Here is a 21,620-nt window from a genome sequence, read left to right as displayed (position 1 = left end):
TTATCCTTTAAATTTATAGTCGTCATAGCCATATTTTTTGGCTAAGGCGCTTAAAAGGGCATCGTCATCGTCAAACCCGTATAGTTCCTCCTCAGGAAAAGATACGAAAGAATTAAAAAACGGGTCGGTATAAACATTGTCGCCGTCCTCAATGGCAACCCTTGTTTCATCTATTACAAGCCCTTTGTTTAGTTGTGGAAATTCAAGACAAGGATAATGGCTAAGATCAACTAATAATATTCTTGGCATCGGTTATCCTTTAAAACGGGATCGTGTCGCCGCCGTCGTCGTATTTATCGGCGGCGGGCTTTTTGGCTCGGCTTTGCGTTCCGCCGCTTTGAGCGTAGTTTTGCGTGCCTCCCGAGTTTTGAGGGCTGCCTAGCATCTCTAGGCTCTCTACCTCCACTACGTGCTTACTGCGGTTTTGTCCGCCTTGATCCTGCCACTGCTCCAGCTTTAGCCGCCCCTCTACGGCAAGCTTTGAGCCTTTGCGGAGGTATTGATTTGCGACCTCTGCCGTGCGCCCGAAAAACTTCAGGTCGATAAAGCAGGTCTCCTCCGCCGTTTGCCCTTGCGCGTTCTTAAATTTTCTCGTTACGGCGATACCCGAGTTTCCGACGCAATAGCCGCTCTGCGTGTATCTTAGCTCGATATCGCGGGTTAAATTTCCGATTAAAATAACTTTATTCATTTTATTTCCTTTTCAAATTCTTTTATAAATTCGGGCTCTATGCCGTTTTCGGCGCAAAGTGTCTCAATATAGGCTAGGTGCCCTAGCATATCCGCCGTGCTTAGTTGCGTGTAGCTTAGCGGCGTGCCGTCTTTCTGCCTCGGATAGTCGAAATCCAGCACCTTTAAAAGCTGCTTTAGTGTGTCGGCGCTAAGATAAAACGGGCGAATGGCTATGCGATGCTCCCTAATACATAAATATCTAAGAGATCGCATCTGCGCCAATACTACGCCGTGCATAAAGCGGTTAAACTGCCCGCTAATTTGCAACTCGCACGCTCCAGCGTTCGCACCCCGCTTTTAAAAACTCATCGGGGATTACGGCGCCGCTTTGCTCGCAATATGCCTTATAGTCGTAGCTAGGCTTAATTTCTGATTTGCAGATAGTTAGCCCGTAAGCTTTTATTTCCACGCCGCCCGCCTTTTTAATGGCGCGCTTTTTGAGCTCGTCGAGCCTATCGTCAAGCTCTTTTTTCTGCGCGCTAAGGGTTAAAATTTCATCGCTCAAGCTTAGCCATTCCTCATCGGGAGCGGCTTTAGCGTAAGTCGCTTCAAACTCGTTCCACGCCTTAATAAGCTTTTTGATCGCCTTTTCGTCTCGCTCTACGACAACGTGGCGGATTTGCAGATCGAAATCGTCATCTATCTTGCCGACCGCAAAAATGCACTTAGAGAGATCGCAAACAAAAAGCTGGTGTTGGATCTGCCAAAAATACTTTTCGCTAGGTTTGCCGGTACGCTCTAAAACCTCATACTCGTTCGCGCTAAATTTAATCTCTAAAATTTCGCCGCCTATAATGTCTAGCCCGTCAAAGCTCGCGCTAAATCTCGGATCATCGTCGCTAAGTCCTACGACGGGCTGAAAATCCGCGTTTAAAAGCTTGTTGATATACTCGCGGATTTTAGGCTCATACTCTTTGCCGAGCCTCATTGCCTCGCTTTGAAAAACCTCTTTGCCGCCGTATTTGATTTCGGCTAGTTTATATGGCTTGTTAAAGCCGCAGCCCATAACGTCGCCCGCCTCGGAGGCGTTAAATTTGTCTTTTCTATATTCCAGCCACTCGGGGCCTCCTTGCTGCAAATTTATAAATTTCATTACGCACCCTCCCTCATCTGCGCCTTTGCGAGCTTTTGCAGAAGCTGAGCGCGCACTTTTTCAAACGGCACGAACGCTATATCACTTGTCTTATACGCTGCGGCTACCTTTCGCGGGTCGGTGCCGCTCGCCTCGCAAAGTTGCAATAAATCCGCTACCTGCTCCTCACTCATCGGCGCGGGATATTCGCCTTTTTTGTCGCGGGTATCCTCGTGAGTATTCGTAGCGTCGGCATCCTTGGCGTCATCTATTGCGAATAGCCCATTTAGCGCGTATTTTCTAGCATAGCTAGAAGCTGCACCCGTGATTTGGCTTTCGTCGCTACCTTTTTTATTTTCAGGCTCTCTTGCGTATGCGCTTGCGCTTACTTCGCCGTCTTTGCCTTTTAGCGCAGCGGTTGCCTTGACATAGATACGCGCCCCTATTTGCACGATCTCATCGCTAAGCATTAGAGCTACTTCATATTTTTGTAGCAGCGGCTTAACCGATTCCAAAATATCCTCACAGCTACGATATGCATAACCGCCAAATTTATTCATCTGCGTCTTGGGAGCCTTTAGCTCGCATTGGATTTTGTTTAAAATTTCTAACATTCCTCGTCCTTTGCATTGTAAGATTTAACAAACGCGATAAAATCGCCGATCGTCGTGTATCTATCCACTCTCATCAATGAGAGGTAAAATTTAAAATCTTTTAAACTCATTTTTTATCCTTTATGCTGATTTTTTAAAAGCTTCTATGATTTTCACGCCTAACGCCACCTGCCCTTTTGCCGTGATTTTCGTAGTGAAGCGCTCTTTGTTGCCTTTGGGCGTAACGATGATTTGGGGTATCACTTCAAAATATCCCGCTTCCGCCCACCTCTGGTAAGGCATATTGTCCGCCATCAGATATTTTTCATCTCTTAGCCACTTAAACACTCTATTGCGTCCGACGCTTACGTCCGTATCGCAAAGCGTCTTTACAAAATCGCCTATTAATGCGCTTGTAGCGCTTGCTTCTACCGCCTCGGCAAACACTATCTTAGGCATATCCGTCCTGCGCTGCGCCTCCAATGCTTCGATCTTGTCTAATTGGGTTATTGCTAGCTCTAAAGCCTCTTTGTAGTTGCGCGGAACGTTAAACGGATTTTTTAGTTTTTCCGCCATCGCGTTAAAGGCGTTGATGTAGGCGACTTTGAATTTGTAAAACTTCTCGCCGTTGAAACTCATAGCCAAAAGAGTGAAACCATCTTTTGAAACTAAAAAATATGGTCTGCTTTCGCCCTTTTTATCGGTATATTCAACGAGCCGAAAATTTGACCCGTTGAAATTATCTTGCGGAAGCTCCCTAATTTTTGCTAAAATATGCTTGTGTTCTTTCTCGAACACATCTGCAATTTGTAGGGAAGTAGTCCAGACCTGACCGCCTGCTACTTCCAACTTGATCTCTTGGCTGTTGATGATTAGATTTTCCATTATTTATCCTTTTAAAATTTGATTTCGTTCTATAAAAAAGCGGTCATTATCGTTTGCATACGCCATAACCGCGCCTATCTCGCTATAAACGCCGTCCATTTGATACTGGATTTTGTTTAATAGCCTTACTATCTCGCTATCTTTGATGTTTTGCTTTTGCTTTAGCTCTTGCGTGCGCTTGCGATAAAAATCCCGCTCGGTTTTGGCGTTATGTAGCATCGCTATTAGGTTTTCCTCTTTTTGCTCGTAGCGTTCTATAACCTCCGCGTCGTAAATTACCCCGCGCTTGGCTAATTCGGATTTTAGCTTTACGATAAGGGCGTTGTGCTGAGAAATTTGGGATTTGTAGCCGTTGATTACGTTTTGGTTGTGCCGCGCCTGCGAGATCTGCACCGCTCTAAGGTTTGAGATTTCGTCCACTAGACGGAGATTATGCTCGCGAGCTTCGGCGAAAGCCTGCACCTGTTTTAAGATAGTCTTTTCGAGCTCCTGCTCCGCCCATAGTCTAAAGCCCTTAGCCTTTTCGCTGCGGATAAACATCCCAAGCTTGATAATGCCGCGGAGCGTCCATTTGATAGCAGGTTTACGAAATTTATTTATCTCGATGACGAAGTGGACTCCCTCGATCATCTCGTCTGCATGTAGTCGCTTATGTTCTCTTATGGCGGTCGTAGAAACGCCGTAACGCTCCGCTACATATTCAGTAGAGAATGTTTGGAAATTTAAAATTTCAACTTGGGGGTTGTTGTTCTCAAAAAGTGAGTTCATAGTAAAAATCCTTTCAAAAGTGATTTAAAATCATATTTTGACGGGATTATACTATTTTAGATAATAAAAGTCAAGTATTTTCTTATCTTAGATAAGATTTTTTTCGAAAAAGTTTATTTAAAATCGGAGCGACAGAATTTCTGTCTCTCTAAATTTCATCTAACAATTCCTTAAAAGCGGTCAGTTTAGCAATTTTTTCCTTTAGGTGTTTGTTTTCTATCATAAGCTTTAAAAGATATTGATAGGTCGGCGGTACTTCACCTCTGGTTACCCATTGCGCGGGTGTGCCCGAATTTACCTTGATAATATCTGCCAATTCTCTTTGAGTTATACCTAGCCCTTTGCATACGTGCTTAACGATGTGTTGGTAATCCCACTTTATTACATAAAGATCATCTTTGTTTTCGTCTTTAAACTCTATATGGTTGCCACCGCTCTTAGATGGGCTAATAGGCGATCCATATAGCGCCGAAACCTTTTGCGTTAGCTCCTCCTTTATCTTTATATAGTTCGAGCGTTTTGGTTCCGTCTCTAGTTTGATTTTGTCAATATACTTACCTGATACGGTAACTACGTGTTCTATTTCATCATCATAGTATATTTCTTTTTCCTCTGCCATTACTGCTCCTTTTTCTTATCTATCTTTTTGAATTTTCTATCTACTTTTTTAAGCTCGTTTTGCACCTCTTTTATGTGCTCGGTTCTAGCTAGCATTTCGGGGCGTACGCCGTCGTTTCTCATCATTATGCCTCTTACTTCGCGCCCTACCTCATAAGCCGTGTTTTCTAGGTTTTTTTGTCCGTAAATTCGGTTATTTTCGATCTTAGCTTTAGTTTCTTGAAGCCTGAAAAGATTTGCGGCTAATTCGCGAGCTCCCATAAAGTCGAATACCTTATCCTTTGCCGTAAGCCCCTTGATACGCAAAAGGTCTTTTAGATGCATATTATACATACCCATATAACCAGCGTCCATAAAATAAGCGTAGCATTCAACTCCGTGAGAGCTAGCCACGCCCGTTAAGGCTTTGTTTGCGTCTTTGGTCTTTTCTCTTACATCTAGGCGCTCTAACTGCTCGGCTTCGATATGTCTATGCAGGGCTTCTGCGATAGTGGCGAAATATGCCTGAGCTTGCGCCACTCTTGGTTTTTTAATATCGGCATTCATAGACACCAAAAAGCAAGCGAAGCGGGATAGCTTATAATCGCTGCCTGCGGGAGTGAAGTGATCTAATATGTTGTAGCCTATGCTAGAGCATACGGCGATAGCCTTATTCACCGCTTTATTTAGAGATTTTACGCCGTCGTATTCGAGCATTTGCGCTAATTCGCTCGCTAACCAATACGTAGCGCCGTTTTTGTGCGAGGATAGCTCGAAAACGTCATTTTCTTGGTTGGATACGTCAAAAAGAGTTAGTTGCGTTTCCATTTATTGCCCCCTTTGTTTTCGCTCATTCGTTCTCCTTTACATATTTAAAATTTTGCGTTATAATTGTTCCTGAAGTTCAAGATAGCCGCTTTAAGGCTATCACTTCATATAGTAATCTTTTAGCTTTATATCAAAACAATCCAAAATATCGTTTATGAAAATCTCTAGGCTTGACGGATCTATACCGACTATCGTTTTGCCTAACCTAGTTGAAATTCTCGGCGTGCCGTTTTCATGCGTCTTGAATAGATTTTCGAAATGAAAGGCGCGATTGCGAATTTTAACGCATAAATCATAAATGATTTTTACCCTTTGGAAATTCAGCCAATTTGCTTTTTTGTTAAATTTAGAGTATTTCCTAAAATCCATACCTGAAAATACGTTTATTCGGTTATGGATTTTTGCCTCATTGATGATCTTAGCCCAAAAGCCGAAGGTCTGATTTGATATAAACTCGTCGCTAATTCCGCCGTAAGTTTCGGCATAAGGTTTTAAAATTCCCTCCTTGCCGGTAGCGTATAGCGCATCGCAAATCATATTGCGCGTGATTATCTCTAGTATGCCGAGCTTCGGCGCGAGAGCTTGCATAAGCCTAAAATTCGCCTTATGCTCGGCTTCGTCTTTATAGCTCGATAGGCGCTTCTTTGAAAAAAATAGCTCGGAGTTCATCTAAAGCCTTTTAAAATTTTAGGCTCAATTATACAAAATTCTACTTTGATTTTAGATAATCCCTTAAAATTTTACGTATATGCATCGCTAACGGGCGATATTCTTTTTGCGCGTCGTCTTTTAGTTTTTGTAGCGTCTCGTCGTCTAGCCTTACGCTTACGATATTGTTTTTATTCTCTTTCATTTTCTATCCTTTCAATATCCCAAATCTTAGATTTGAGATCGTAAATTTCGTGCGTCTCTTAAATAGCTTTTTCAGAAGCTTCAGCATCGCGCTCCTCCTTTTTTCGCTCCGCCACCCTTGCTAGTAGTGCGAGGTCTATCAGCAGATCGCTTAGCCCGATGCCGCTCATCTGCGACACTTCGCATAGATGCTCCGCTGTGGAGCGCATATAAGCGGAAACGCCTTTTGCGAACTCCGCCGCAGCAGTTTCAAGCTCTTGATTTTCCATCTTTTTCTCCTTAAAAAATATCCATAAAAGAGCCTCCGATTTAAAATTTCGTTCGAAAAGATACAGCAAAGGTTTTTAACCGCCTAAGGAGCAAGGCGAGTGGAGGCTCATTTATGGATATGGCGGCGGACGTTCGGTTTAGCCGATAAAAGCCGTTGTTGCAATTTAGCGCGCCGCTTGGCACGTCCGCCATAAAGAAGGTTTGACAAGGATTTTTCTACCCCCGAACTTGTCGCTATCGGGGCTGATTACTTGGGTATGGATTATCGTATCCATACGGACGCTTCCCGTAGCTTCTGCCCGACGCGGGCTAGGTGTGGGTCACCTTGTTTTGATGGGGGAATATTATCAAAAGTAATATTAAACGATGCTTAAATTTTATTATTATTGATAATATTTTTTGCAGTATAATTCGGCAATCGAGAAAAGTCTTGATTATCTCAATGAAAGGAGGTTGAAATGGCGATGAACAAGAAGCAAACATCCAAAAAGATTGCATCGGAGGCATCTAAAATTTTGAAGGACGATAGGTATAGCGAGAAAAGTAAATCCGTTGCAGGAAGTGCACTTTCGCAAACAAAATCTGCTCCAAAGAAAAAGAAATAGCTTTTTGTTTCTTAAATAGAGGGCAAATTATTTAAATTTATATTTAGTCCGTTGGTAGGAGTTGATAGCCAGTGAAAAGAGTTCTATTATTTATTTTAATATTGTCCTCATCTCTATCTGCGTTTTGTGAAAAATTTTACGCTACTGATGAGATGACTGATAAAACCACCCTTTATTTTGTATGTAAAGAAAAGGATGCGTCCTTGTATCTTGAAAGTAAAAACGGGAAGGTAAGTTATGGGGGCATAATCGGGATTGTGTTAAAGGAGCCAGAGCAGTTTTGGATGGAGGATAGCAATGGCGGCGTTCCAACCCAGAAATTAGAAATGAGAGTTGATAAAAATACTATGTTTACCAACACGGCTATCCTAGCGGCATCTTTTCAAGTAGCCACAATTCGTCTTTCCAAATCGCAGCAGAAAGAACTCCGAGACGGGGATATTCTTGCCGTTAGATATTTTCTTTATCCTCTAGAAAGACGGCTAACCCGCTTTGATTTAGCAGATCTGAAACAATTTCAATAAAGGATCATAAAATGAAAAAACTACTCGCTTTAATTTTAGCGGCTTTCTTGCTCGCGCCGTCGGTATCTTTGGGCGCTCAAAGGGTCGGCGGATACGTCACCAAAAAGGGCAGATACGTAAAGCCTCACTACCGATCGAATAAAAACCGCACGCAGCGCGACAACTGGTCGAGCAAGGGTAGGAGTAATCCTTACACCGGCAAAAGAGGCACGAAAAAGCCGAAATGGTAAAATTTATGAAAAAATTAGCGATGATCTGCGCGGTCGTGCTTTTGGCTGGCTGCGCTTTTAACCCCGCCAATCGCGACATCGCTTTTATGGGCGGCGAAGCCTATTATGTTCCGGTCGAGTCGGTAGGCTATCCCGTCACCCGCGATATGGAAAAATATCTAAAAAATATCGGGATTTATTTTTGCACCGAGGGCGACGCCTTTTGGGTGTCGAAGTATGATTTTGACAGGTTAAAGCAGGCGGGAAGCGATTATCTACTAAAGGATTATTTCGCGAAGTATCTAGCTGGCTGCACTAAACCTCTAACCCCGCGAGAAGCGATCGCCCTTGCTAGCTCAAGCCAAGGAAGCTATGATTGGCAGGACGCGGGGATGGCTTGGCAAAACGCCTTTTATAACAACGCAGCCGCAGCGCAAGATGCTGCGAACGCATTGGAAATAGAAAACCAAAAGATGCGCGATCGGCTATGGCTGCAGCAGCAAGGCAGATTTCATCAAATACAGGGGCTTTAAACTATTTTATCCCGCTATCGCTAAACGTCAGCCCCTTTTGAATTTCTAGCTTGATCTTGCCGCAGACCTTGCCTAAAATTTCGTATTCGTAGCCCTCTTTATGCGGGTATAGATCGCCGTATTTGGAGTTTAGACTGATGAGCTTTATGGCGCCTTTCGGCAAAAACTCGACCCTTTTTACGTAAACTACGTCGCCCACGCGCACGACGTAAATGCCGCCGATCTTAATAAAATCGCCCCTGAAATTTACCATATCTACAATCGCCAAATCCCCCTCGTCATATTCGGGCTGCATGCTATCGCCTACCACCTCGAAAAGTTTTAAATTCTTGGGGTCAAGCCCTTTAATGAAAGAGCGATCCACGGCGATTTTAGTTTCTTTATTAAATAGATCTAAATCATACGCACCCTCGCTGCCCGCGCCGATAAGCATCTCCGATTTTGAGAGAAACACTACGTTTTTAAGACCATACTCGGCAGGGATAAGATGGGCGTATTTTTCAAAATTGTTTTTCAGCTCTTTTTTGACGATCTGCCTCTTTGACGTCTCCTCGTCATCGAATAAATCTATTACGTTTTTTCCCAATATTTCCGCTATTAGCGGCAACTTTTCAAGCTCGGGCTTTGACGATTTTTTCTCTTTGCCGTTTTTGCCGATTTCGCCCGGCTGCGTTTCATAGTGCGCCACAAGCCCTTGCGTTATACCTAGCTTCTCAGCAAACTGCACTTGTGTTAGCCCCGCTTCCTGCCTGAAAGCTCTAATCTTTTGATGAATATCCATTAAAAATCCTTCTATTGAATTTTAGCAATTTTAAAATTACTAAAGATAATATCATTAAGCAGATTTTTATATTATCGATGATAATATACCGCTCATGGAACAGAACAAAATTACTCAAGAGCAAATAGCAAAAAAGCTCGGCGTCACGCAGGGGGCAGTTTCGCTATGGTTTTTACAAATCAATACGCCAAAAGTCAAACACGCAAATGCGATGCAAAAGCATTGGGGTTTCCCTACTCAAATATGGGGCGACCCAAAGCTTTTTAGCGCTTTTATGCAGAAGAATAGCCAAAAATTCGGCTCTCTGAAAATATTACGAAAGGCTAAGAATGGTAGCGCCGAAGTATGACAATAGCAAGGCTTTCAAGCTTTCTAATCAAAACATCGCCGCTATCGTCAAAATCCAAAACAAAAAAGGGTTTAAAAACGATAGTGAGGTAGTGAGATTTTGCATTGATTTTATGGCGGTTTTGATTGAGCGCGGGCTAGAGACGCAGGCGCTCGCAAAGCTTGTAGAAAGCGTAGCGAACGAGAAATGACCGCAGACCTTGCTTTTTTGATCGGCGGAATAATCGCGCTTTGCGTGGGAATTTGGAGCGCTGGACGTGAAAACCAAAAAAGAGATTAAAAAACTCAAGCGCGCGATAAAGAAGCTTCGCGAGGAGGTCGATAAGCTGGGCGGCGGCGCAAGCGCGATCGGTTTCATTACAGAGGATTACAAAGATGATGAAGAAGAAATCGATACGCAAATCAGATGCAAGAAGAGAAAGGGCAGAAAATGAAAAAATCAAAGCTGGCGGCCGAGATAAAATTTTTAAAATTTTGCAGGAAGCAGCATAAAGCGAAATTAAACGAGCTCGTCAGAGTTATAAAAGAACAAGCGGACGACATTAAATATCTAAAGCGTCGCGTCGAAACGCTGGAGCTTAAGCTGGAGTTGTGTAAACGAGGCGGGGGTTAATACCCCGTCATTTTAAGAGCGTTTGCTCCACCCGAGCTCCTGAGGGCATCTTTGGCTTTTTGCACCCATTGCTCGTCGGCGCCCAAAAGGCTTAAGACCTCGTCGTTAATGAGACCTTTTTTAATGAGCTCCAAAAGCTTAATGCGGTTAGAAAGCCTTATCTCGTCGTAAATTCGCGAGAGTTTGTTTTCTAGGTTAAAGGCTCGTGCGTCATTCATCGTGATGGCTCCTTGTGTTGAAATGCAAATAAATTATATCGCAAGGGGCTTTTAGGATGAATAAATTTAATAAGGGGGCGTAAATGAACCTAGAAATTTTTAGAAATTCAAAATTTGAGATTAGGGGTGGGCTGATAAACGATGAGCCTTATTTTTGCTTGAGCGATGTTTGCAAAATTTTAGACCTTGACAACTCGCGACAAGCCAAAACAAGGCTGGATCAAAAGGGTGTAATTAGTAATGACACCCTTACGAACGGCGGAATTCAGAGGATGGATTTTATCAACGAGCCGAATTTGTATCGCCTCATCTTTCAAAGCCGCAAGCCTGAAGCGGAAGCTTTCCAAGAATGGGTATTTAGTGATGTACTCCCCGCCATCCGCAAACACGGCGGCTATTTGACACCCGCCAAGATCGAGGAAGTGTTAAACGACCCGGACACGATCATAGCCCTAGCCCAAAACCTCAAAGCCGAGCGCGCCAAAAGAGAGCAACTCGAAGCCGAAAAGGCGGCGAATGCGGGATATGTGAGCTTTGCCAAATCGGTCGAGGCTAGCGTCGATAGTATCCTCATAGGCAACTACGCCAAGCTGCTAAGCGACAGCGAGGGGGTATCGATAGGGCAGAATAGACTTTTTGACTTCCTGCGCGCTAGCGGCTATCTAATCAGCGGAGGCGCGCGCCACAACGTGCCAATGCAGCGCTACATCGACAGAGGCTATTTCGAGGTCACGACGCAGACATTCGCGGGCAGCACCGGCACGCATCAAAAATTCACCACCAAGATCACGGGCAAAGGGCAGGTAGCCCTTGCAGACGAAATAGTCGAATACTTCAAAGGAGAGAGGATATGAGGCACGCGTTTAACACTGATTTAGCCGAGAAATACGGCATAGAAAAAGCGCTTATAATAGACTATTTCGCCTATTGGGTAGTTGAAAATATGCGAAATGAAAAAAACTTCCACGAGGGCAGATATTGGGTTTTTAACTCCGCGAGCGCCTTAAGCGAAAAATTCCATTATATTTCGCGCAGGACGATGAACCAAAAACTTCAAGAGCTGGAGGCGGACGGAATTTTAATCAGTGGAAATTTTAATAAAAATAAATTCGACCGCACGAAGTGGTATAGCTTTAGGGATGAATATGCGTGGCTGCTAGACGAACATCGCAGCTCGGCAGAAATTGCGGCTTCGAGCGGGGATAATCTCCAATCCATTGGAGAAAGTAGCCACTCCATTGGAGAAAATTGCCAATGGAGTGGAGAAAATTGCCACTCTATAAAAATATCAAACACATATACAGACAAAAATTTAAAAGAATTTCAAACAGATAGCTCGCTATCGCTCGCTAACGCGCGCGAGGCGAAAAAGCAAGAGGTTTTTAAAATTCCCCCGTTCATAAATCCCGAAATTTGGAAAAACTTTGAAACGATGCGGAAGCAGATCAGAAAGCCTATGAGCGAACGAGCTAAAAAACTCATCGTCTCAAAACTTCAAAAGCTTGGGGAGGACAAGGCAAACGAGATACTGGATCAAAGCATCGTAAATTGCTGGCAGGACGTCTATCCGCTGAAAGTCGACAAAAAGGGAGGACGGGAGGACGAATATGCCGACGTGCCGATGTTTGCAAGCGATAATCCGATCCTAAAAAACAACTTCCTAAGCCGCGATATGAGCGTAATCTACGATAAAGCTACGCAAATCGCCATAGAGGACGAGAGGCTGCGGAGTAGCCCAGCACAAATTGAGATGAAGGATCACAGATGAGCTACAAAGAGAAATTCATAAACGAGATTTTGTTTCAAGGCAGAGCTACGCCGATGCAGGTGAAATTTCTAGCCGAGGGCGCACTTAAGAATATCGCAGATAAAGACCTCGGGGAGTTTGCAAATTTCGCTTTCAGCCTCAAGACGAGGTATGACAACGCCATTCAAACGATCATCAATGCCGCCAACGAATATCAGAGGGAGACTACGATGCGGCTACTGAAGCGAGGATGCGCGTTTTCGGATATTACGGCGCTAAAAAGCTTCTTGGAGCAATACTTCAAGCGTAAGCTTATAGCGTGCGGCGTGTATCCGTTCACCTGCACGAGTATATCGATGAACGAATACGGCGAGTTTATCAGCGACACCACCAAAAAAGCGATTTCGGCGGCGGACGAAGTAGCATTTTTAACGGCGCTTTTGAAAGAGCAATACGCTATCGGCGAGTATAGAGGCGAGCTTTTAGCGCAAAACATCGAGAGGGCCCAGCGCAACAAGGCGGAGCAGTTTAAAGAGGTGCCCAAGATAGAAAACAAAAAAACGGCATCGGAATCGGAGGCCGCCGCAAAGGTGATCTCTTGGCTCAGCGAAAAGATAAAGGCGAGGTCGGCATGCTAGAGCTTAATAAAATTTATAATACCGACTGCTTGGAGTTTATGCGCTCTATGCCTGATAGCTGCGTGGATTTGGTTGTAACCGACCCGCCTTATGAAATTCACACCAAAGGCGGAGGACTGGGTAGGCGCCCCGTATATGAAAACGGCGCGCTGGGTAAAATTTCGCAGGGCTTCGACGCAGAGGCTACGCTAGAGCAGATTGCTCGCATCTGCAAGAAAATCAATATTTTCATATTTTGCTCTACAAAGCAAAAGCCGCGCATAATGAATTGGGGCTATAAGAGGGATTGTAATATCGCCGAACTCGCGTGGTATAAACCCAATGCTGCGCCATTTACAAACAATACCTTTAAAAGTGACCTTGAAAATATAATCTACATCAGGGAAAAAGGGGTCAAAATCAAAGGCATTTCAAGGCTTTTTACGCACAACTGCGGCAAGAGCAAATACGGACATCCGACTGAAAAACCGCTCGAAATAATCGAAAAGCTGATTTTAACCGCATCAAACGAGGGAGATTTGATATTCGACCCTTTTATGGGTAGCGGCACGACTGCGGCGGCTTGCAAAGAGCTAAATAGAAATTTTATCGGCTGCGAGATAGAGGCCAAATACTGCGAAATCGCCGAGAAAAGATTAAGAAAAACTATAAGGGGGCTACTATGAACGAAATTCTGAATTACGCGGTGTATAAGCTGGAGCTTGACGAGATAGAAAATAGCGACGATTGGTTTGACGCAAACGGGCAGCTGAAATACAAAGAGCGGTTTTTATTTGACGCGCTCAAAGAAGCGGGACGGATAGAGGCTAGCTGGCTAACGGCTCTATTCGCAAACGAGCAGGACGCGGTAGAGTTTTGCGAGGGTGCGGGGCTAAGCTCAAACTCGGACTATTTTTACTTTTGCCTGCGGGTAGAGGTTGCCGTTTCTGCCGGCGAGGGCGAATACGTGGAGATAGGGTATTGATGAGACTATCCAAAGCGAAGTTCGAAGCTTTTAAAAATTTCCTAGCCTACGAACACCCGGTGTGCCAAATTTGCGGACAAGCTCCGAGCGTTGAGCCGCATCACGTGAAATTTGGACGTTACGGAGCAGACAAAGACGATCACAAATTGATCGCGGTATGTAGAGTTTGCCATCAGTGGTGCCACGCGCACAAACACGAAAGCATAGAAAAATACGAGAGGCTGGCGGATGAGAATTGGGCGAATTTCCAAATACAAGGCTAAAAAGACCGCCTACAAAGGCGCGATATACGATAGCGCCAAAGAAGCAAAACGGGCGGCGGAGCTAGAGCTGCTACAAAGAGCGGGCAAGATAAAAAACCTTAGGCGGCAGGTGAAATTTACCCTGCAAGAGGGGTTTTTGTATGAGGGGCGCAAAATACGCGCGATAGAGTATATCGCCGATTTCGTCTATGAAGCGGACGGGCTCATCATCGAGGACGTCAAAGGCTACCGCACGCCCGAATACAAGATCAAAGCCAAGATGCTGAAAAAGCTGATCTCTTGCGGCGAGATAGACGGGGAATTCAAGGAGAGTTGATGGAGCTATATTTTTCCGTGCTAGATCATGTAGCACAGGGGTGGGAAAGCAGACCGGACGACTACTATTTGACCGAAATCTCATTTCTGCTGCGCGAGGTTTTCGGCTCAAAACTCACGGACGAAACCGTGATAAACTCTTTGCGGACTTGTAGAACTGCAAAATTTGAAAAAGAGCTCGGCGAAATCTTAAATACGCCAAAAGAAGCTTTGCGGTGGATTTTGAGCCATAGAATGAGAGAGGATAGGCGCAAGGCTTGCGAAAAGAGATATAAAAAAAATTAATAAAGCGTGATTGAGCGGTCGATTTTCATATGTTCGTTTTGTAGAAACCGCGCATACACCTTGATCGTCATGTCTAGGCTTGCATGACCTAGTATTTGAGATACCCATTTCAAAGGGATTTCGCCCCTTACCGCGCGCTCGACCATGTGGGTTGCGAATGTGTGGCGGGTATGTCTAGCGCTTCGGTATGGGATACCGCATTCAGCTAGAAATTTACGCCACCTGCCATTTCCAAAAAGCGCCGTAGAACCGAAAAGATGATCTTGCTTTCGCGAAAATACCCACTCACTATCCCTATTCTTTTCAAGCCGGGCGATGTATGGCAAAAGCGGCGCAAATATAGGCACGATCCTATCCTCTCCGGTTTTGGTGCGAGGTTTGACAAGCCCGTCCGTGAGGCTCTTGCTGATCGATATGCTCATAGCTTCCATATCTATATCATCCCAGCGCAGAGCCAAAATTTCGCAGCATCGCGCTCCCGTATAGAACGCAAAAGCAAGAAAGCTCTCAAGTCGCCCGCTAGCCTTTGAAAGCATCAGATCCACCTCTTCCGCCGAGAACGGATCTGTTTTGCTGCGCGGGATCTTTGGATATTTCGCGCGCAGAAATGGATTTTTTGCAAGCTTTCCGGCTTCTACTGCTTGTTCGCAGGCTCTGCGCCAGCACAGCACGACGCGCTTGATAGTGCTTGGGGCTAGACCTTCCTCAAGCCCCGCAAGCCACCTTTGAATATCTACCTTCTTGATGCAGGCGGCATCTTTCGGTAGATATTTCGTATGAGAAAACGCGAATTTTTGAGCACGACTTAGCTCAAAATTTATCTGTCCGAGAACTTCGAGATAGTCTCGGGCGATAGAGGCGAGGGTCATTCCTCGCCCTCATAAGCGTCACCATAACTCTCAAAATCTCCCCAACTTTCTGTTTCAAGAGAACTTTTCGGAACTCGGTAGTATCCACCACCGCCAACGGGCATTGCTAAAATTTTGCCATTTTCAAGCTCGATGAAATGGTCTATATCGCCGTTGCCTTGCGGGCTAGAGCTGCGAAGTATCTCTCTTTTTACGAAAAATTTCTCACTATTCCTAGAAGAAACTTTCGCGACAGCAGTAAAACTTTCAAATTTGACAGCATCCCATCCGGTATAGGACACAGCCGATCCGTCAGCGACATAGCAATATCTACCAGATGTTTCATCATAGAAACGAACCAAATATCCTTTTTTAGGATAGCTTTTACCCCAGTTGAGAATTTTGGAGTAGCTGAATTTTAACTCTTTCATTTTTAGATCCTTTTCTTCTTGTGGGCGACGAGGATTTTCCTCGTCTTGCCGCCAGCCCACTATTCCTCTATAAATTTTGTGATAGAGTTTTGTAGGTTTTTATCCTCCACAACAAATTTAATTGTTTTCCCGCTTTTATCTACAGCGGTAGCACTACCGCTAGTAGCATCTTCCCAACTCATATCAAAATCGCTAAAATAAACTCTAGCCTCTAGGATATAACCTAAGCGACGATCGCATCTATCATATCCGTTGCCGTCAAAGGTGGCGTATTTTTCAATTTCTCCATACTCCCTGACACGCTCAATCTGAATTCTTTTTCTCTCGACGTAGAAAACGTTACCATCGAAATCTCGAACCTTTGTGAAAACTACCTTTTTCATCTCTTAGTCCTTTGTAAAACATTTTGTTTTAAATTGAGCGTATTATAATACATTTTGTTTCAAATGTCAAGAGTTTTTAAAACTTTTTGCATTATTTTTATGAGAAAATGAAATATTTTGTTTTATTTTGCTATAATTATGAAAATTTGGATAGGAATAGACTATGACAAAACAGGAATTCGTGTCAAAACTAAAAGATCTCAATTTGTCCGTTGCCGATTTTGCGGAGATGGTGGGGCTTCATCCTGCGTCCGTGCGAAGCTTCAATGATGAAAAACGCCCCGTTCCCGATTGGATAGATAGTTGGATGCAAAACTACGAGAAAGCTAGGGCGCTAGACGAGCTTTTGGCGCTCATCGAAAAATTTAAAAAATAACCCCCCAAACATATCATTTTTTAAAAATTTTCACAAGCCGAAGTCTTTTTTCAAATCCGTGGTAGCATTTCACAAAAAAGGTGAAATATGGCAAGGATCACGGACGAAAAAAGAGAAAAAATCATCGCGGACTACAAGGCGGGAGCGAGCAAAAACTCCCTAGCTCTGAAGTATGAAGTCAGCATAGGCGCGGTTTTTAAAATTTGCAACGGCATAGAAAGAGACCTCGCGCCGCTTGTGAAAGCTCAAGTGGCGATAAATACGGAACTCGCAGACCGCAGTGAAAAAGAAGTGAAAGCCTTTCACTCTGCGGTAGACGAAGCCACAAAACACCTCATATATTTTCAAAACTCGGCATTGAGAAATCAAAAGTTGGCAAATGCTGCACTGGAGTCCGCAGAGAAGCTATGCGACATAGAGGCACACGCCCGCATCACGGCAAAAAACAAAGAGACCGTGCTAGGACGTATGCCCGAGACGATCATTCAAAACACCAACGCGCAGCAGACGAAAATTCAGATCACCAGGCGCGAGATAGGGGCAAAAGATGAGTGAGCTAGCCCTTGATCTGCGCTATACGCCGCAGCAAAAGGCGGTATTTTTCCAAAACGACGCGCGCTTTTGCACTATCGAAAAGGGCAGACGTTTCGGCTTTACGAAGGGCACGGCGAATGCCTGCATCGAGTGGCTGCTTGAGGGGCAAAAGATACTCTGGGTAGATACGATAGCGGCAAATTTGAAAAGATATTTCGAGCGGTATTTCCTCCCCGAACTGCGGCAACTGCCAAAAGAGCTGTGGAGCTGGAACGCGCAAGACAAACAGCTGAAAATCGGCGATGGCTATCTTGATTTTCGCTCCGCAGAACGCCCCGAAAATATCGAGGGTTTCGGATACGACACGGTCATCCTCAACGAAGCGGGCATCATCCTCAAAGACCCCTACCTATGGGACAATGCGATCTCTCCTATGCTGCTTGACAATCCGAACTCCCGCGCATTCATCGGCGGAGTACCGAAAGGAAAGAATAAATTTTTCGACCTAGCACAGCGTGGGATGAGAAACGAAAAGGATTGGCGGAATTTTCAGTTTTCTAGCTACGACAATCCGCTTTTGCAAAAAGAGGAGATCGATCGTCTCGTCGCGGAATTGGGCGGAGCGGATAGCGACGTAGCGAGGCAGGAGATTTTCGGAGAGTTTTTGGATACGACGTCAAATTCCGTGTTTTCTTTGGCGGCTATCGAAGCCTCGTTTCGCAAGCAGAGGTATTTCGACGCAAGCGCGCCCGTGATCTGGGCTCTGGACGTAGCCAGAGAGGGAGACGACGAAAGCGTGCTCTGCAAAAGGCAGGGCGATAGCGTAGAAGCTTTGAAGCCCTACCGCATAGCTAGCACGAGCGAGCTAGCGCGCGAAATTTACGGCGAGTATGAGAGAACCGAACTCAAACCTCACGCAATCTATATCGACACTATCGGGGTGGGCGCGGGGGTTTTTGATACGCTATGCGATCTAGGATTGCGCGGTATCGTGCGAGAGGCAAAAGGCAGCTTCAAGGCAAGCGATGAGCGCAAATATGCAAACAAAAGAGCGGAGATGTATTTCAATCTGCGCGAAAAGCTTCCGCTGCTTGCGATCGCGCCCGATGAGGAGCTCAAAAGGCAGCTGCAGACGATCTCGTTTTTTTTCGACAAAAAGGAGCGGTATCTGCTGATGCCCAAAGAGAGCCTCAAAAAAGAATATGGCCGCAGTCCTGATCGCGCCGACGCGCTGGCGATGAGCTTTTTTGATCTCTGTCCGATACTGCCGCAAAGAAAGGAGGAGCGCTATGACGACTACGCATGGTGAAAAGTCTATAAATGCTGTAGATTATGGACGGGAATATGACTATATTTTTGATCGGATTGATCCCCTGCTCGTGCGATCTTTCGCGAAACTTAACGACGAGGCGCTAAAACTCACGCTATATGCATATTTTTGCGATTTGGCACAAGGAAGCGCGCGCATACCGAAAAAAAAGGCAAAAACAAAAATGGCTGAAATTTTAATACGGCAAGGGAAAAATTTTAAAAAGGTGGCGGAGCTCACGGGGATAGGGCGCTCAACATTTTATAAGCTAGGAGGAAAAAATGGACGATAGGACGGCATATCTGCAGGAGCTCAAAACTGCGGCGATGGACGGCTACGAACACTACAAGCAGGGTTTCAAGGATTTGGAGGAGGCATATCTGCTGATATTGCGCCCCGAGCTCGCAGAGAGCCTGCAAAAGCGCAATAAGAGTAAAAACTATATTCCAAAGCTCAATTCAAAGGCAAAAAGAATTTACGACGGGCTTACGGAGACCTATTTTAACAACGACAAATTCGCAAAGCTGGAACCCTATATCAACTCTTCGGACGACGTGATAGACAAATGGCAGGCGGCGATTGATCATTATGCCGAGAGTATAAATCTATACAAAACCTTTGCACCGATATTCTTGCGTGCGCCGTTTTCGGCAAGCTGCGCGGTAAAGGTGTATTGGAGCAAAGACCGCGCAATGATAGACGAAGTGAGCCTGCAAGACCTATATTTTGATCCGGGTGCGCGCGGGCTGAATGACATATCCTATCTAGTGCATCGCATCTATCTTAGCAGCGAGGATATTTTGAGCTACGGCAAAAGGGGCGTTTTCAAAATAGAGAACAAAGAGGCTTTCGAGAACAAAAAACCCTACGAGCGGATCGAAATTTACGAAATTTACGAGCTGCGCGGCGGTAAATGGTATGTTTCTAGCCTCTACGAAAACGAACTTTTGCGCGACAAAATAGAGCTGCGAGACGGACAGCCTTTTATAGTAGGCTATATGCTACCGCAGATCAGATGCACGGACGAGGAAACCTATGTCAGCGCCTACGGCGAGCCCGCGCTGATGTCGATGCTGCCGCTGCAAAACGAGCTCAACGTCAATAGAAACTCGATCGCCGACGTCATCCGCCAGCAGGTCGCGCCGAAAATCATACTCGACAAGGCTTCAATGGTAGAGAGGGGCGAGCTTGAGAGCGTAGGCACGCCGATATACACAAATCAACCAAGAGCCGTGCAAGTTTTGCCCGCGGGAGACATAGGCGGAGCGATGGCTGCGCTTCAAGTCATCGAAAACGAAATGAGCGAAGTTAGCGGCGTCTCTCCTCAACAAAACGGCGCGACGACCGTGCGAAAAGAGACCGCTACTATGGCAAGCATAATGGCAAACGAGGGCAGCGTAAGACTTCAAGGATATATCCGCACATTCAACGAGACCTTTTTTGAGCCGATATTTGAACGGCTTGCGTTTTTGGTGTGGAAATACGCCGATCCGGTCTTTTTCGCAGGCTTTGGACGCGGCGAGGTGCCAAGCTTCAAGGTAAATTTAAACACGGGCATCGGAGCGCTAAATAAAGAGGTGCAGAAGCAATCCTTGATGGACGCGGCAAAGATGATCGGCGCGCAGTTTGGAATGTGCTTGCAGATAGGAGATCAGGCGGGGGCTGCTGCGATGAAAGAGGCGAGCAAAAAGCTTCTTTTGGAGCTTCTGCCGCTATACGGCATTAAAAATGCAAGCGAGTTTATCGGCGAGGAGAATAAGCTAGAGCAGATGATCCTACCGCCGCAGATACCACCCGATATAAATCCAATGCAAGGAGGAAGCAATGCTTTCTAACACGCAAAAAAAGGTTTTTGACGCCACTATCTCAAATTTGACGTCAAATAGAGAACTTGAGCCGATTTTAGGCAATGACGCCGTGAGGAAATTTATCGTTTTGCTAAGTATCAAATACGAAGAATATCTGATCGCGGCGCAAGATGAGAATGCAGGCGACGAAAGCCGCCTGCGAGCGATGGATAAGGTGAAGCTGATAGAGGGCTTCTTTGAATTTTTTGAAAATTATAAAGGAGAATAGAGATGACAGAGCAAGACGCAATCAACGCATTAGTAGGCGAGCTAGAAGCTAGCGAGGCGCAAGAGCAGGTAGAGCCGCAGGGATCAGAGCATGCAGAGGAGCAGCAAACAGAACATCCGCAAATCACACAAGAAAATCTGCAAAATATGATAGCAAGCGCTATGCAAGGCATAGAGGAGCAAAAGGCGGCACAAGAGGCGGAGAAAGCCAAAGCGGCGGAGCAGGCAAAGGCGGCGCAACTCCCGCCCGAGCAGCAAGCGCTCCTAGATAGTATGGGCTTGCAAGGAATGCCTCAGATGCAAGAGCAGATCAGGCAGCTTCAAGAAGCGCAGGCACAGGCACAAGAGGCGGCGCGCAAACGAGCGGTTTTTGATAAAAATTTAGACCAATTTAGTAAGGACTATCCGACTATCAAGCCCGAGGAGATGGGAAAATGGGCGGAACAAAACGGCTTTTTGTCGCTGCTAGGCGAAAACTACGACGGCTGGAAAGCGGTAGCAAACGCAATGATAAAGATCGCGACGCCTACGCAAAAACCGGACGAGATCATCGATACGAACAAATCGGGCGGAGAACTCGGTGCATTCGACAGGATGAAAAAAGGCGAAGAGGTAAGCGACGTAGAGATCGGCGCGGAGCTTCTAAAACAGGCGGGATTTTAAGGAGAATGAGATGAACCCATTTTTTTCAGGTATAGCAGGCGGGCTAGCAGGAGCCGCAAATACGGCGACAAGCGGCGGTGGATGGAATTTTCTTGATATGTTAAAGGGTGCGGGCAATCGGGCGCTAGGTTTGTTTTCAGGCTCGGGCGGCGGAACGCCTACGTGGTTGCAAGCTGCGGGCTTGGCGGGCGGTCTGTATTCGGGCTTGCAGCAGCAAAAGGCGGCGAATAAAGCCCTGCAAATGCAACAAGATGCATACAATTTCAATAAGATGCTTTCGCAGCGTGAGATCGACAGGCAAAATCAGGCGCAACAAAATCTCTATGACGGATAGAATGCGTCCACTTTCGCGAGGTAGAAA

At 45.4% G+C, this 21,620-nt stretch carries 41 protein-coding genes; 24 read left to right on the top strand and 17 right to left on the bottom strand.

Annotated features, from left to right (window positions below; all coding sequences use genetic code 11):
• The 12 genes from Q0323_RS10620 to Q0323_RS10565 all read right to left on the bottom strand — a co-directional run bounded on the left by Q0323_RS10620 (position 1) and on the right by Q0323_RS10565 (position 6,596).
• Positions 1-249: a hypothetical protein gene (locus tag Q0323_RS10620; protein ID WP_298054341.1), complete on the bottom strand. Its 249-nt coding sequence runs from the start codon at positions 247-249 to the stop codon at positions 1-3.
• Positions 250-259: 10 nt separating this feature from the next.
• Entirely contained in the window at positions 260-691 is a 432-nt protein-coding gene (gene ssb, locus Q0323_RS10615; RefSeq protein ID WP_298054338.1) for a single-stranded DNA-binding protein, read from the bottom strand.
• Positions 688-954, bottom strand: coding sequence for a hypothetical protein (locus Q0323_RS10610; RefSeq protein ID WP_298054336.1), 267 nt, complete (start codon positions 952-954; stop codon positions 688-690). Before Q0323_RS10610 ends, ssb begins: the two co-directional genes overlap by 4 nt.
• A gap of 34 nt (positions 955-988) precedes the next feature.
• The gene (locus Q0323_RS10605) at positions 989-1,825 is read right to left on the bottom strand and encodes a lambda-exonuclease family protein (protein WP_298054332.1); all 837 of its coding nucleotides are present in this window, start codon (positions 1,823-1,825) and stop codon (positions 989-991) included.
• A complete protein-coding gene (locus tag Q0323_RS10600; RefSeq protein WP_298054329.1) occupies positions 1,825-2,418 on the bottom strand; it encodes an ERF family protein in 594 nt (197 codons plus the stop codon). The genes Q0323_RS10605 and Q0323_RS10600 overlap by 1 nt, the downstream gene beginning before the upstream one ends.
• Before the next feature lie 120 nt (positions 2,419-2,538).
• A complete protein-coding gene (locus Q0323_RS10595; protein ID WP_298054327.1) occupies positions 2,539-3,282 on the bottom strand; it encodes a phage regulatory protein/antirepressor Ant in 744 nt (247 codons plus the stop codon).
• A gap of 3 nt (positions 3,283-3,285) precedes the next feature.
• Positions 3,286-4,050: a hypothetical protein gene (locus Q0323_RS10590; RefSeq protein WP_298054324.1), complete on the bottom strand. Its 765-nt coding sequence runs from the start codon at positions 4,048-4,050 to the stop codon at positions 3,286-3,288.
• Between the two features lie 148 nt (positions 4,051-4,198).
• The gene (locus tag Q0323_RS10585) at positions 4,199-4,669 is read right to left on the bottom strand and encodes a hypothetical protein (RefSeq protein WP_298054322.1); all 471 of its coding nucleotides are present in this window, start codon (positions 4,667-4,669) and stop codon (positions 4,199-4,201) included.
• Positions 4,669-5,475 carry a BRO family protein gene (locus Q0323_RS10580; protein WP_298054320.1) on the bottom strand — a complete coding sequence of 269 codons (807 nt, stop codon included), beginning with the start codon at positions 5,473-5,475 and terminating at the stop codon, positions 4,669-4,671. The genes Q0323_RS10585 and Q0323_RS10580 overlap by 1 nt, the downstream gene beginning before the upstream one ends.
• Before the next feature lie 99 nt (positions 5,476-5,574).
• Entirely contained in the window at positions 5,575-6,144 is a 570-nt protein-coding gene (locus Q0323_RS10575) for an ATPase (RefSeq protein WP_298054318.1), read from the bottom strand.
• 40 nt (positions 6,145-6,184) lie between these two features.
• Positions 6,185-6,328 carry a hypothetical protein gene (locus Q0323_RS10570; RefSeq protein ID WP_297903413.1) on the bottom strand — a complete coding sequence of 48 codons (144 nt, stop codon included), beginning with the start codon at positions 6,326-6,328 and terminating at the stop codon, positions 6,185-6,187.
• A gap of 58 nt (positions 6,329-6,386) precedes the next feature.
• The gene (locus tag Q0323_RS10565) at positions 6,387-6,596 is read right to left on the bottom strand and encodes a hypothetical protein (RefSeq protein WP_298054316.1); all 210 of its coding nucleotides are present in this window, start codon (positions 6,594-6,596) and stop codon (positions 6,387-6,389) included.
• A 459-nt stretch (positions 6,597-7,055) separates the two neighbouring features.
• On the opposite strand from Q0323_RS10565, the gene Q0323_RS10560 reads away from it, so the two are divergent.
• The 4 genes from Q0323_RS10560 (at position 7,056) to Q0323_RS10545 (ending at position 8,468) form a co-directional block, all read left to right on the top strand.
• Positions 7,056-7,202, top strand: coding sequence for a hypothetical protein (locus tag Q0323_RS10560; protein WP_298054314.1), 147 nt, complete (start codon positions 7,056-7,058; stop codon positions 7,200-7,202).
• A gap of 71 nt (positions 7,203-7,273) precedes the next feature.
• Positions 7,274-7,726 (top strand): hypothetical protein, encoded by a 453-nt coding sequence (locus tag Q0323_RS10555; RefSeq protein WP_298054312.1) that lies wholly within the window; start codon positions 7,274-7,276, stop codon positions 7,724-7,726.
• Between the two features lie 11 nt (positions 7,727-7,737).
• Positions 7,738-7,956, top strand: coding sequence for a hypothetical protein (locus Q0323_RS10550; RefSeq protein ID WP_298054310.1), 219 nt, complete (start codon positions 7,738-7,740; stop codon positions 7,954-7,956).
• Positions 7,957-7,961: 5 nt separating this feature from the next.
• Positions 7,962-8,468 carry a hypothetical protein gene (locus Q0323_RS10545; protein WP_298054308.1) on the top strand — a complete coding sequence of 169 codons (507 nt, stop codon included), beginning with the start codon at positions 7,962-7,964 and terminating at the stop codon, positions 8,466-8,468.
• A 1-nt stretch (position 8,469) separates the two neighbouring features.
• Here the strand turns inward: Q0323_RS10545 and Q0323_RS10540 are convergent, their stop codons facing one another.
• A complete protein-coding gene (locus Q0323_RS10540) occupies positions 8,470-9,249 on the bottom strand; it encodes a LexA family transcriptional regulator (RefSeq protein ID WP_298054305.1) in 780 nt (259 codons plus the stop codon).
• A 94-nt stretch (positions 9,250-9,343) separates the two neighbouring features.
• Between Q0323_RS10540 and Q0323_RS10535 the strand changes: the two genes are divergently transcribed.
• The 4 genes from Q0323_RS10535 (at position 9,344) to Q0323_RS10520 (ending at position 10,210) form a co-directional block, all read left to right on the top strand.
• A complete protein-coding gene (locus tag Q0323_RS10535; RefSeq protein WP_298054302.1) occupies positions 9,344-9,598 on the top strand; it encodes a helix-turn-helix transcriptional regulator in 255 nt (84 codons plus the stop codon).
• On the top strand, positions 9,579-9,788 hold the full coding sequence (locus tag Q0323_RS10530; RefSeq protein ID WP_005870001.1) for a hypothetical protein: 210 nt from the start codon (positions 9,579-9,581) through the stop codon (positions 9,786-9,788). The genes Q0323_RS10535 and Q0323_RS10530 overlap by 20 nt, the downstream gene beginning before the upstream one ends.
• Positions 9,789-9,854: 66 nt before the next feature.
• Complete coding sequence (locus Q0323_RS10525) at positions 9,855-10,031, top strand: hypothetical protein (RefSeq protein WP_298054299.1); 177 nt, start codon at positions 9,855-9,857, stop codon at positions 10,029-10,031.
• On the top strand, positions 10,028-10,210 hold the full coding sequence (locus Q0323_RS10520) for a hypothetical protein (RefSeq protein WP_298054297.1): 183 nt from the start codon (positions 10,028-10,030) through the stop codon (positions 10,208-10,210). Before Q0323_RS10525 ends, Q0323_RS10520 begins: the two co-directional genes overlap by 4 nt.
• Here the strand turns inward: Q0323_RS10520 and Q0323_RS10515 are convergent.
• Positions 10,207-10,428 (bottom strand): hypothetical protein, encoded by a 222-nt coding sequence (locus tag Q0323_RS10515; RefSeq protein WP_298054295.1) that lies wholly within the window; start codon positions 10,426-10,428, stop codon positions 10,207-10,209. The two genes, Q0323_RS10520 and Q0323_RS10515, sit on opposite strands and share 4 nt — an antisense overlap.
• Positions 10,429-10,511: 83 nt before the next feature.
• Here Q0323_RS10515 and Q0323_RS10510 point away from each other — a divergent pair, with 83 nt between their 5' ends.
• From Q0323_RS10510 to Q0323_RS10475, 8 genes are read left to right on the top strand one after another with little or no spacing between them, the layout of a single operon-like run.
• Positions 10,512-11,282, top strand: coding sequence for a phage antirepressor (locus Q0323_RS10510; protein WP_298054292.1), 771 nt, complete (start codon positions 10,512-10,514; stop codon positions 11,280-11,282).
• Positions 11,279-12,196, top strand: coding sequence for a hypothetical protein (locus Q0323_RS10505; protein WP_298054290.1), 918 nt, complete (start codon positions 11,279-11,281; stop codon positions 12,194-12,196). The genes Q0323_RS10510 and Q0323_RS10505 overlap by 4 nt, the downstream gene beginning before the upstream one ends.
• Entirely contained in the window at positions 12,193-12,813 is a 621-nt protein-coding gene (locus Q0323_RS10500) for a hypothetical protein (protein ID WP_298054287.1), read from the top strand. The genes Q0323_RS10505 and Q0323_RS10500 overlap by 4 nt, the downstream gene beginning before the upstream one ends.
• On the top strand, positions 12,774-13,478 hold the full coding sequence (locus tag Q0323_RS10495) for a site-specific DNA-methyltransferase (RefSeq protein ID WP_298054284.1): 705 nt from the start codon (positions 12,774-12,776) through the stop codon (positions 13,476-13,478). Before Q0323_RS10500 ends, Q0323_RS10495 begins: the two co-directional genes overlap by 40 nt.
• The gene (locus Q0323_RS10490) at positions 13,475-13,777 is read left to right on the top strand and encodes a hypothetical protein (RefSeq protein ID WP_298054282.1); all 303 of its coding nucleotides are present in this window, start codon (positions 13,475-13,477) and stop codon (positions 13,775-13,777) included. The genes Q0323_RS10495 and Q0323_RS10490 overlap by 4 nt, the downstream gene beginning before the upstream one ends.
• Positions 13,777-14,040 (top strand): hypothetical protein, encoded by a 264-nt coding sequence (locus Q0323_RS10485; protein WP_298054279.1) that lies wholly within the window; start codon positions 13,777-13,779, stop codon positions 14,038-14,040. The genes Q0323_RS10490 and Q0323_RS10485 overlap by 1 nt, the downstream gene beginning before the upstream one ends.
• The gene (locus Q0323_RS10480; protein WP_298054277.1) at positions 14,006-14,356 is read left to right on the top strand and encodes a DUF1064 domain-containing protein; all 351 of its coding nucleotides are present in this window, start codon (positions 14,006-14,008) and stop codon (positions 14,354-14,356) included. Before Q0323_RS10485 ends, Q0323_RS10480 begins: the two co-directional genes overlap by 35 nt.
• Positions 14,356-14,640, top strand: coding sequence for a hypothetical protein (locus tag Q0323_RS10475; RefSeq protein WP_298054274.1), 285 nt, complete (start codon positions 14,356-14,358; stop codon positions 14,638-14,640). The genes Q0323_RS10480 and Q0323_RS10475 overlap by 1 nt, the downstream gene beginning before the upstream one ends.
• Here Q0323_RS10475 and Q0323_RS10470 read toward each other — a convergent pair.
• Genes Q0323_RS10470 through Q0323_RS10460 form a run of 3 tightly spaced genes read right to left on the bottom strand, consistent with a single transcriptional unit; the run spans position 14,637 to position 16,302 of the window.
• Positions 14,637-15,509, bottom strand: coding sequence for a site-specific integrase (locus Q0323_RS10470; protein WP_298054271.1), 873 nt, complete (start codon positions 15,507-15,509; stop codon positions 14,637-14,639). The genes Q0323_RS10475 and Q0323_RS10470 overlap by 4 nt on opposite strands.
• Positions 15,506-15,919: a hypothetical protein gene (locus tag Q0323_RS10465; protein ID WP_298054269.1), complete on the bottom strand. Its 414-nt coding sequence runs from the start codon at positions 15,917-15,919 to the stop codon at positions 15,506-15,508. Before Q0323_RS10465 ends, Q0323_RS10470 begins: the two co-directional genes overlap by 4 nt.
• A 59-nt stretch (positions 15,920-15,978) precedes the next feature.
• Positions 15,979-16,302 (bottom strand): hypothetical protein, encoded by a 324-nt coding sequence (locus tag Q0323_RS10460; protein ID WP_298054266.1) that lies wholly within the window; start codon positions 16,300-16,302, stop codon positions 15,979-15,981.
• 163 nt (positions 16,303-16,465) lie between these two features.
• On the opposite strand from Q0323_RS10460, the gene Q0323_RS10455 reads away from it, so the two are divergent.
• The 8 genes from Q0323_RS10455 (at position 16,466) to Q0323_RS10420 (ending at position 21,593) form a co-directional block, all read left to right on the top strand.
• Positions 16,466-16,678 (top strand): hypothetical protein, encoded by a 213-nt coding sequence (locus Q0323_RS10455; protein ID WP_298054263.1) that lies wholly within the window; start codon positions 16,466-16,468, stop codon positions 16,676-16,678.
• 87 nt (positions 16,679-16,765) lie between these two features.
• Positions 16,766-17,233 (top strand): hypothetical protein, encoded by a 468-nt coding sequence (locus tag Q0323_RS10450; RefSeq protein ID WP_298054260.1) that lies wholly within the window; start codon positions 16,766-16,768, stop codon positions 17,231-17,233.
• Complete coding sequence (locus Q0323_RS10445; protein ID WP_298054257.1) at positions 17,226-18,521, top strand: hypothetical protein; 1,296 nt, start codon at positions 17,226-17,228, stop codon at positions 18,519-18,521. Before Q0323_RS10450 ends, Q0323_RS10445 begins: the two co-directional genes overlap by 8 nt.
• Positions 18,502-18,813: a hypothetical protein gene (locus tag Q0323_RS10440; protein WP_298054255.1), complete on the top strand. Its 312-nt coding sequence runs from the start codon at positions 18,502-18,504 to the stop codon at positions 18,811-18,813. The genes Q0323_RS10445 and Q0323_RS10440 overlap by 20 nt, the downstream gene beginning before the upstream one ends.
• Positions 18,803-20,356 (top strand): phage head-tail adapter protein, encoded by a 1,554-nt coding sequence (locus Q0323_RS10435; RefSeq protein ID WP_298054252.1) that lies wholly within the window; start codon positions 18,803-18,805, stop codon positions 20,354-20,356. Before Q0323_RS10440 ends, Q0323_RS10435 begins: the two co-directional genes overlap by 11 nt.
• Complete coding sequence (locus Q0323_RS10430) at positions 20,346-20,597, top strand: hypothetical protein (RefSeq protein WP_298054249.1); 252 nt, start codon at positions 20,346-20,348, stop codon at positions 20,595-20,597. The genes Q0323_RS10435 and Q0323_RS10430 overlap by 11 nt, the downstream gene beginning before the upstream one ends.
• 2 nt (positions 20,598-20,599) lie before the next feature.
• The gene (locus Q0323_RS10425; RefSeq protein WP_298054246.1) at positions 20,600-21,259 is read left to right on the top strand and encodes an HIT family hydrolase; all 660 of its coding nucleotides are present in this window, start codon (positions 20,600-20,602) and stop codon (positions 21,257-21,259) included.
• Positions 21,260-21,269: 10 nt separating this feature from the next.
• On the top strand, positions 21,270-21,593 hold the full coding sequence (locus Q0323_RS10420; RefSeq protein ID WP_298054244.1) for a hypothetical protein: 324 nt from the start codon (positions 21,270-21,272) through the stop codon (positions 21,591-21,593).
• Positions 21,594-21,620 lie beyond the last annotated feature (27 nt).

It is taken from the genome of uncultured Campylobacter sp., assembly GCF_938030145.1.
Lineage (GTDB): Bacteria > Campylobacterota > Campylobacteria > Campylobacterales > Campylobacteraceae > Campylobacter_B.
This window is presented reverse-complemented; position numbering and strand designations above follow the sequence as displayed.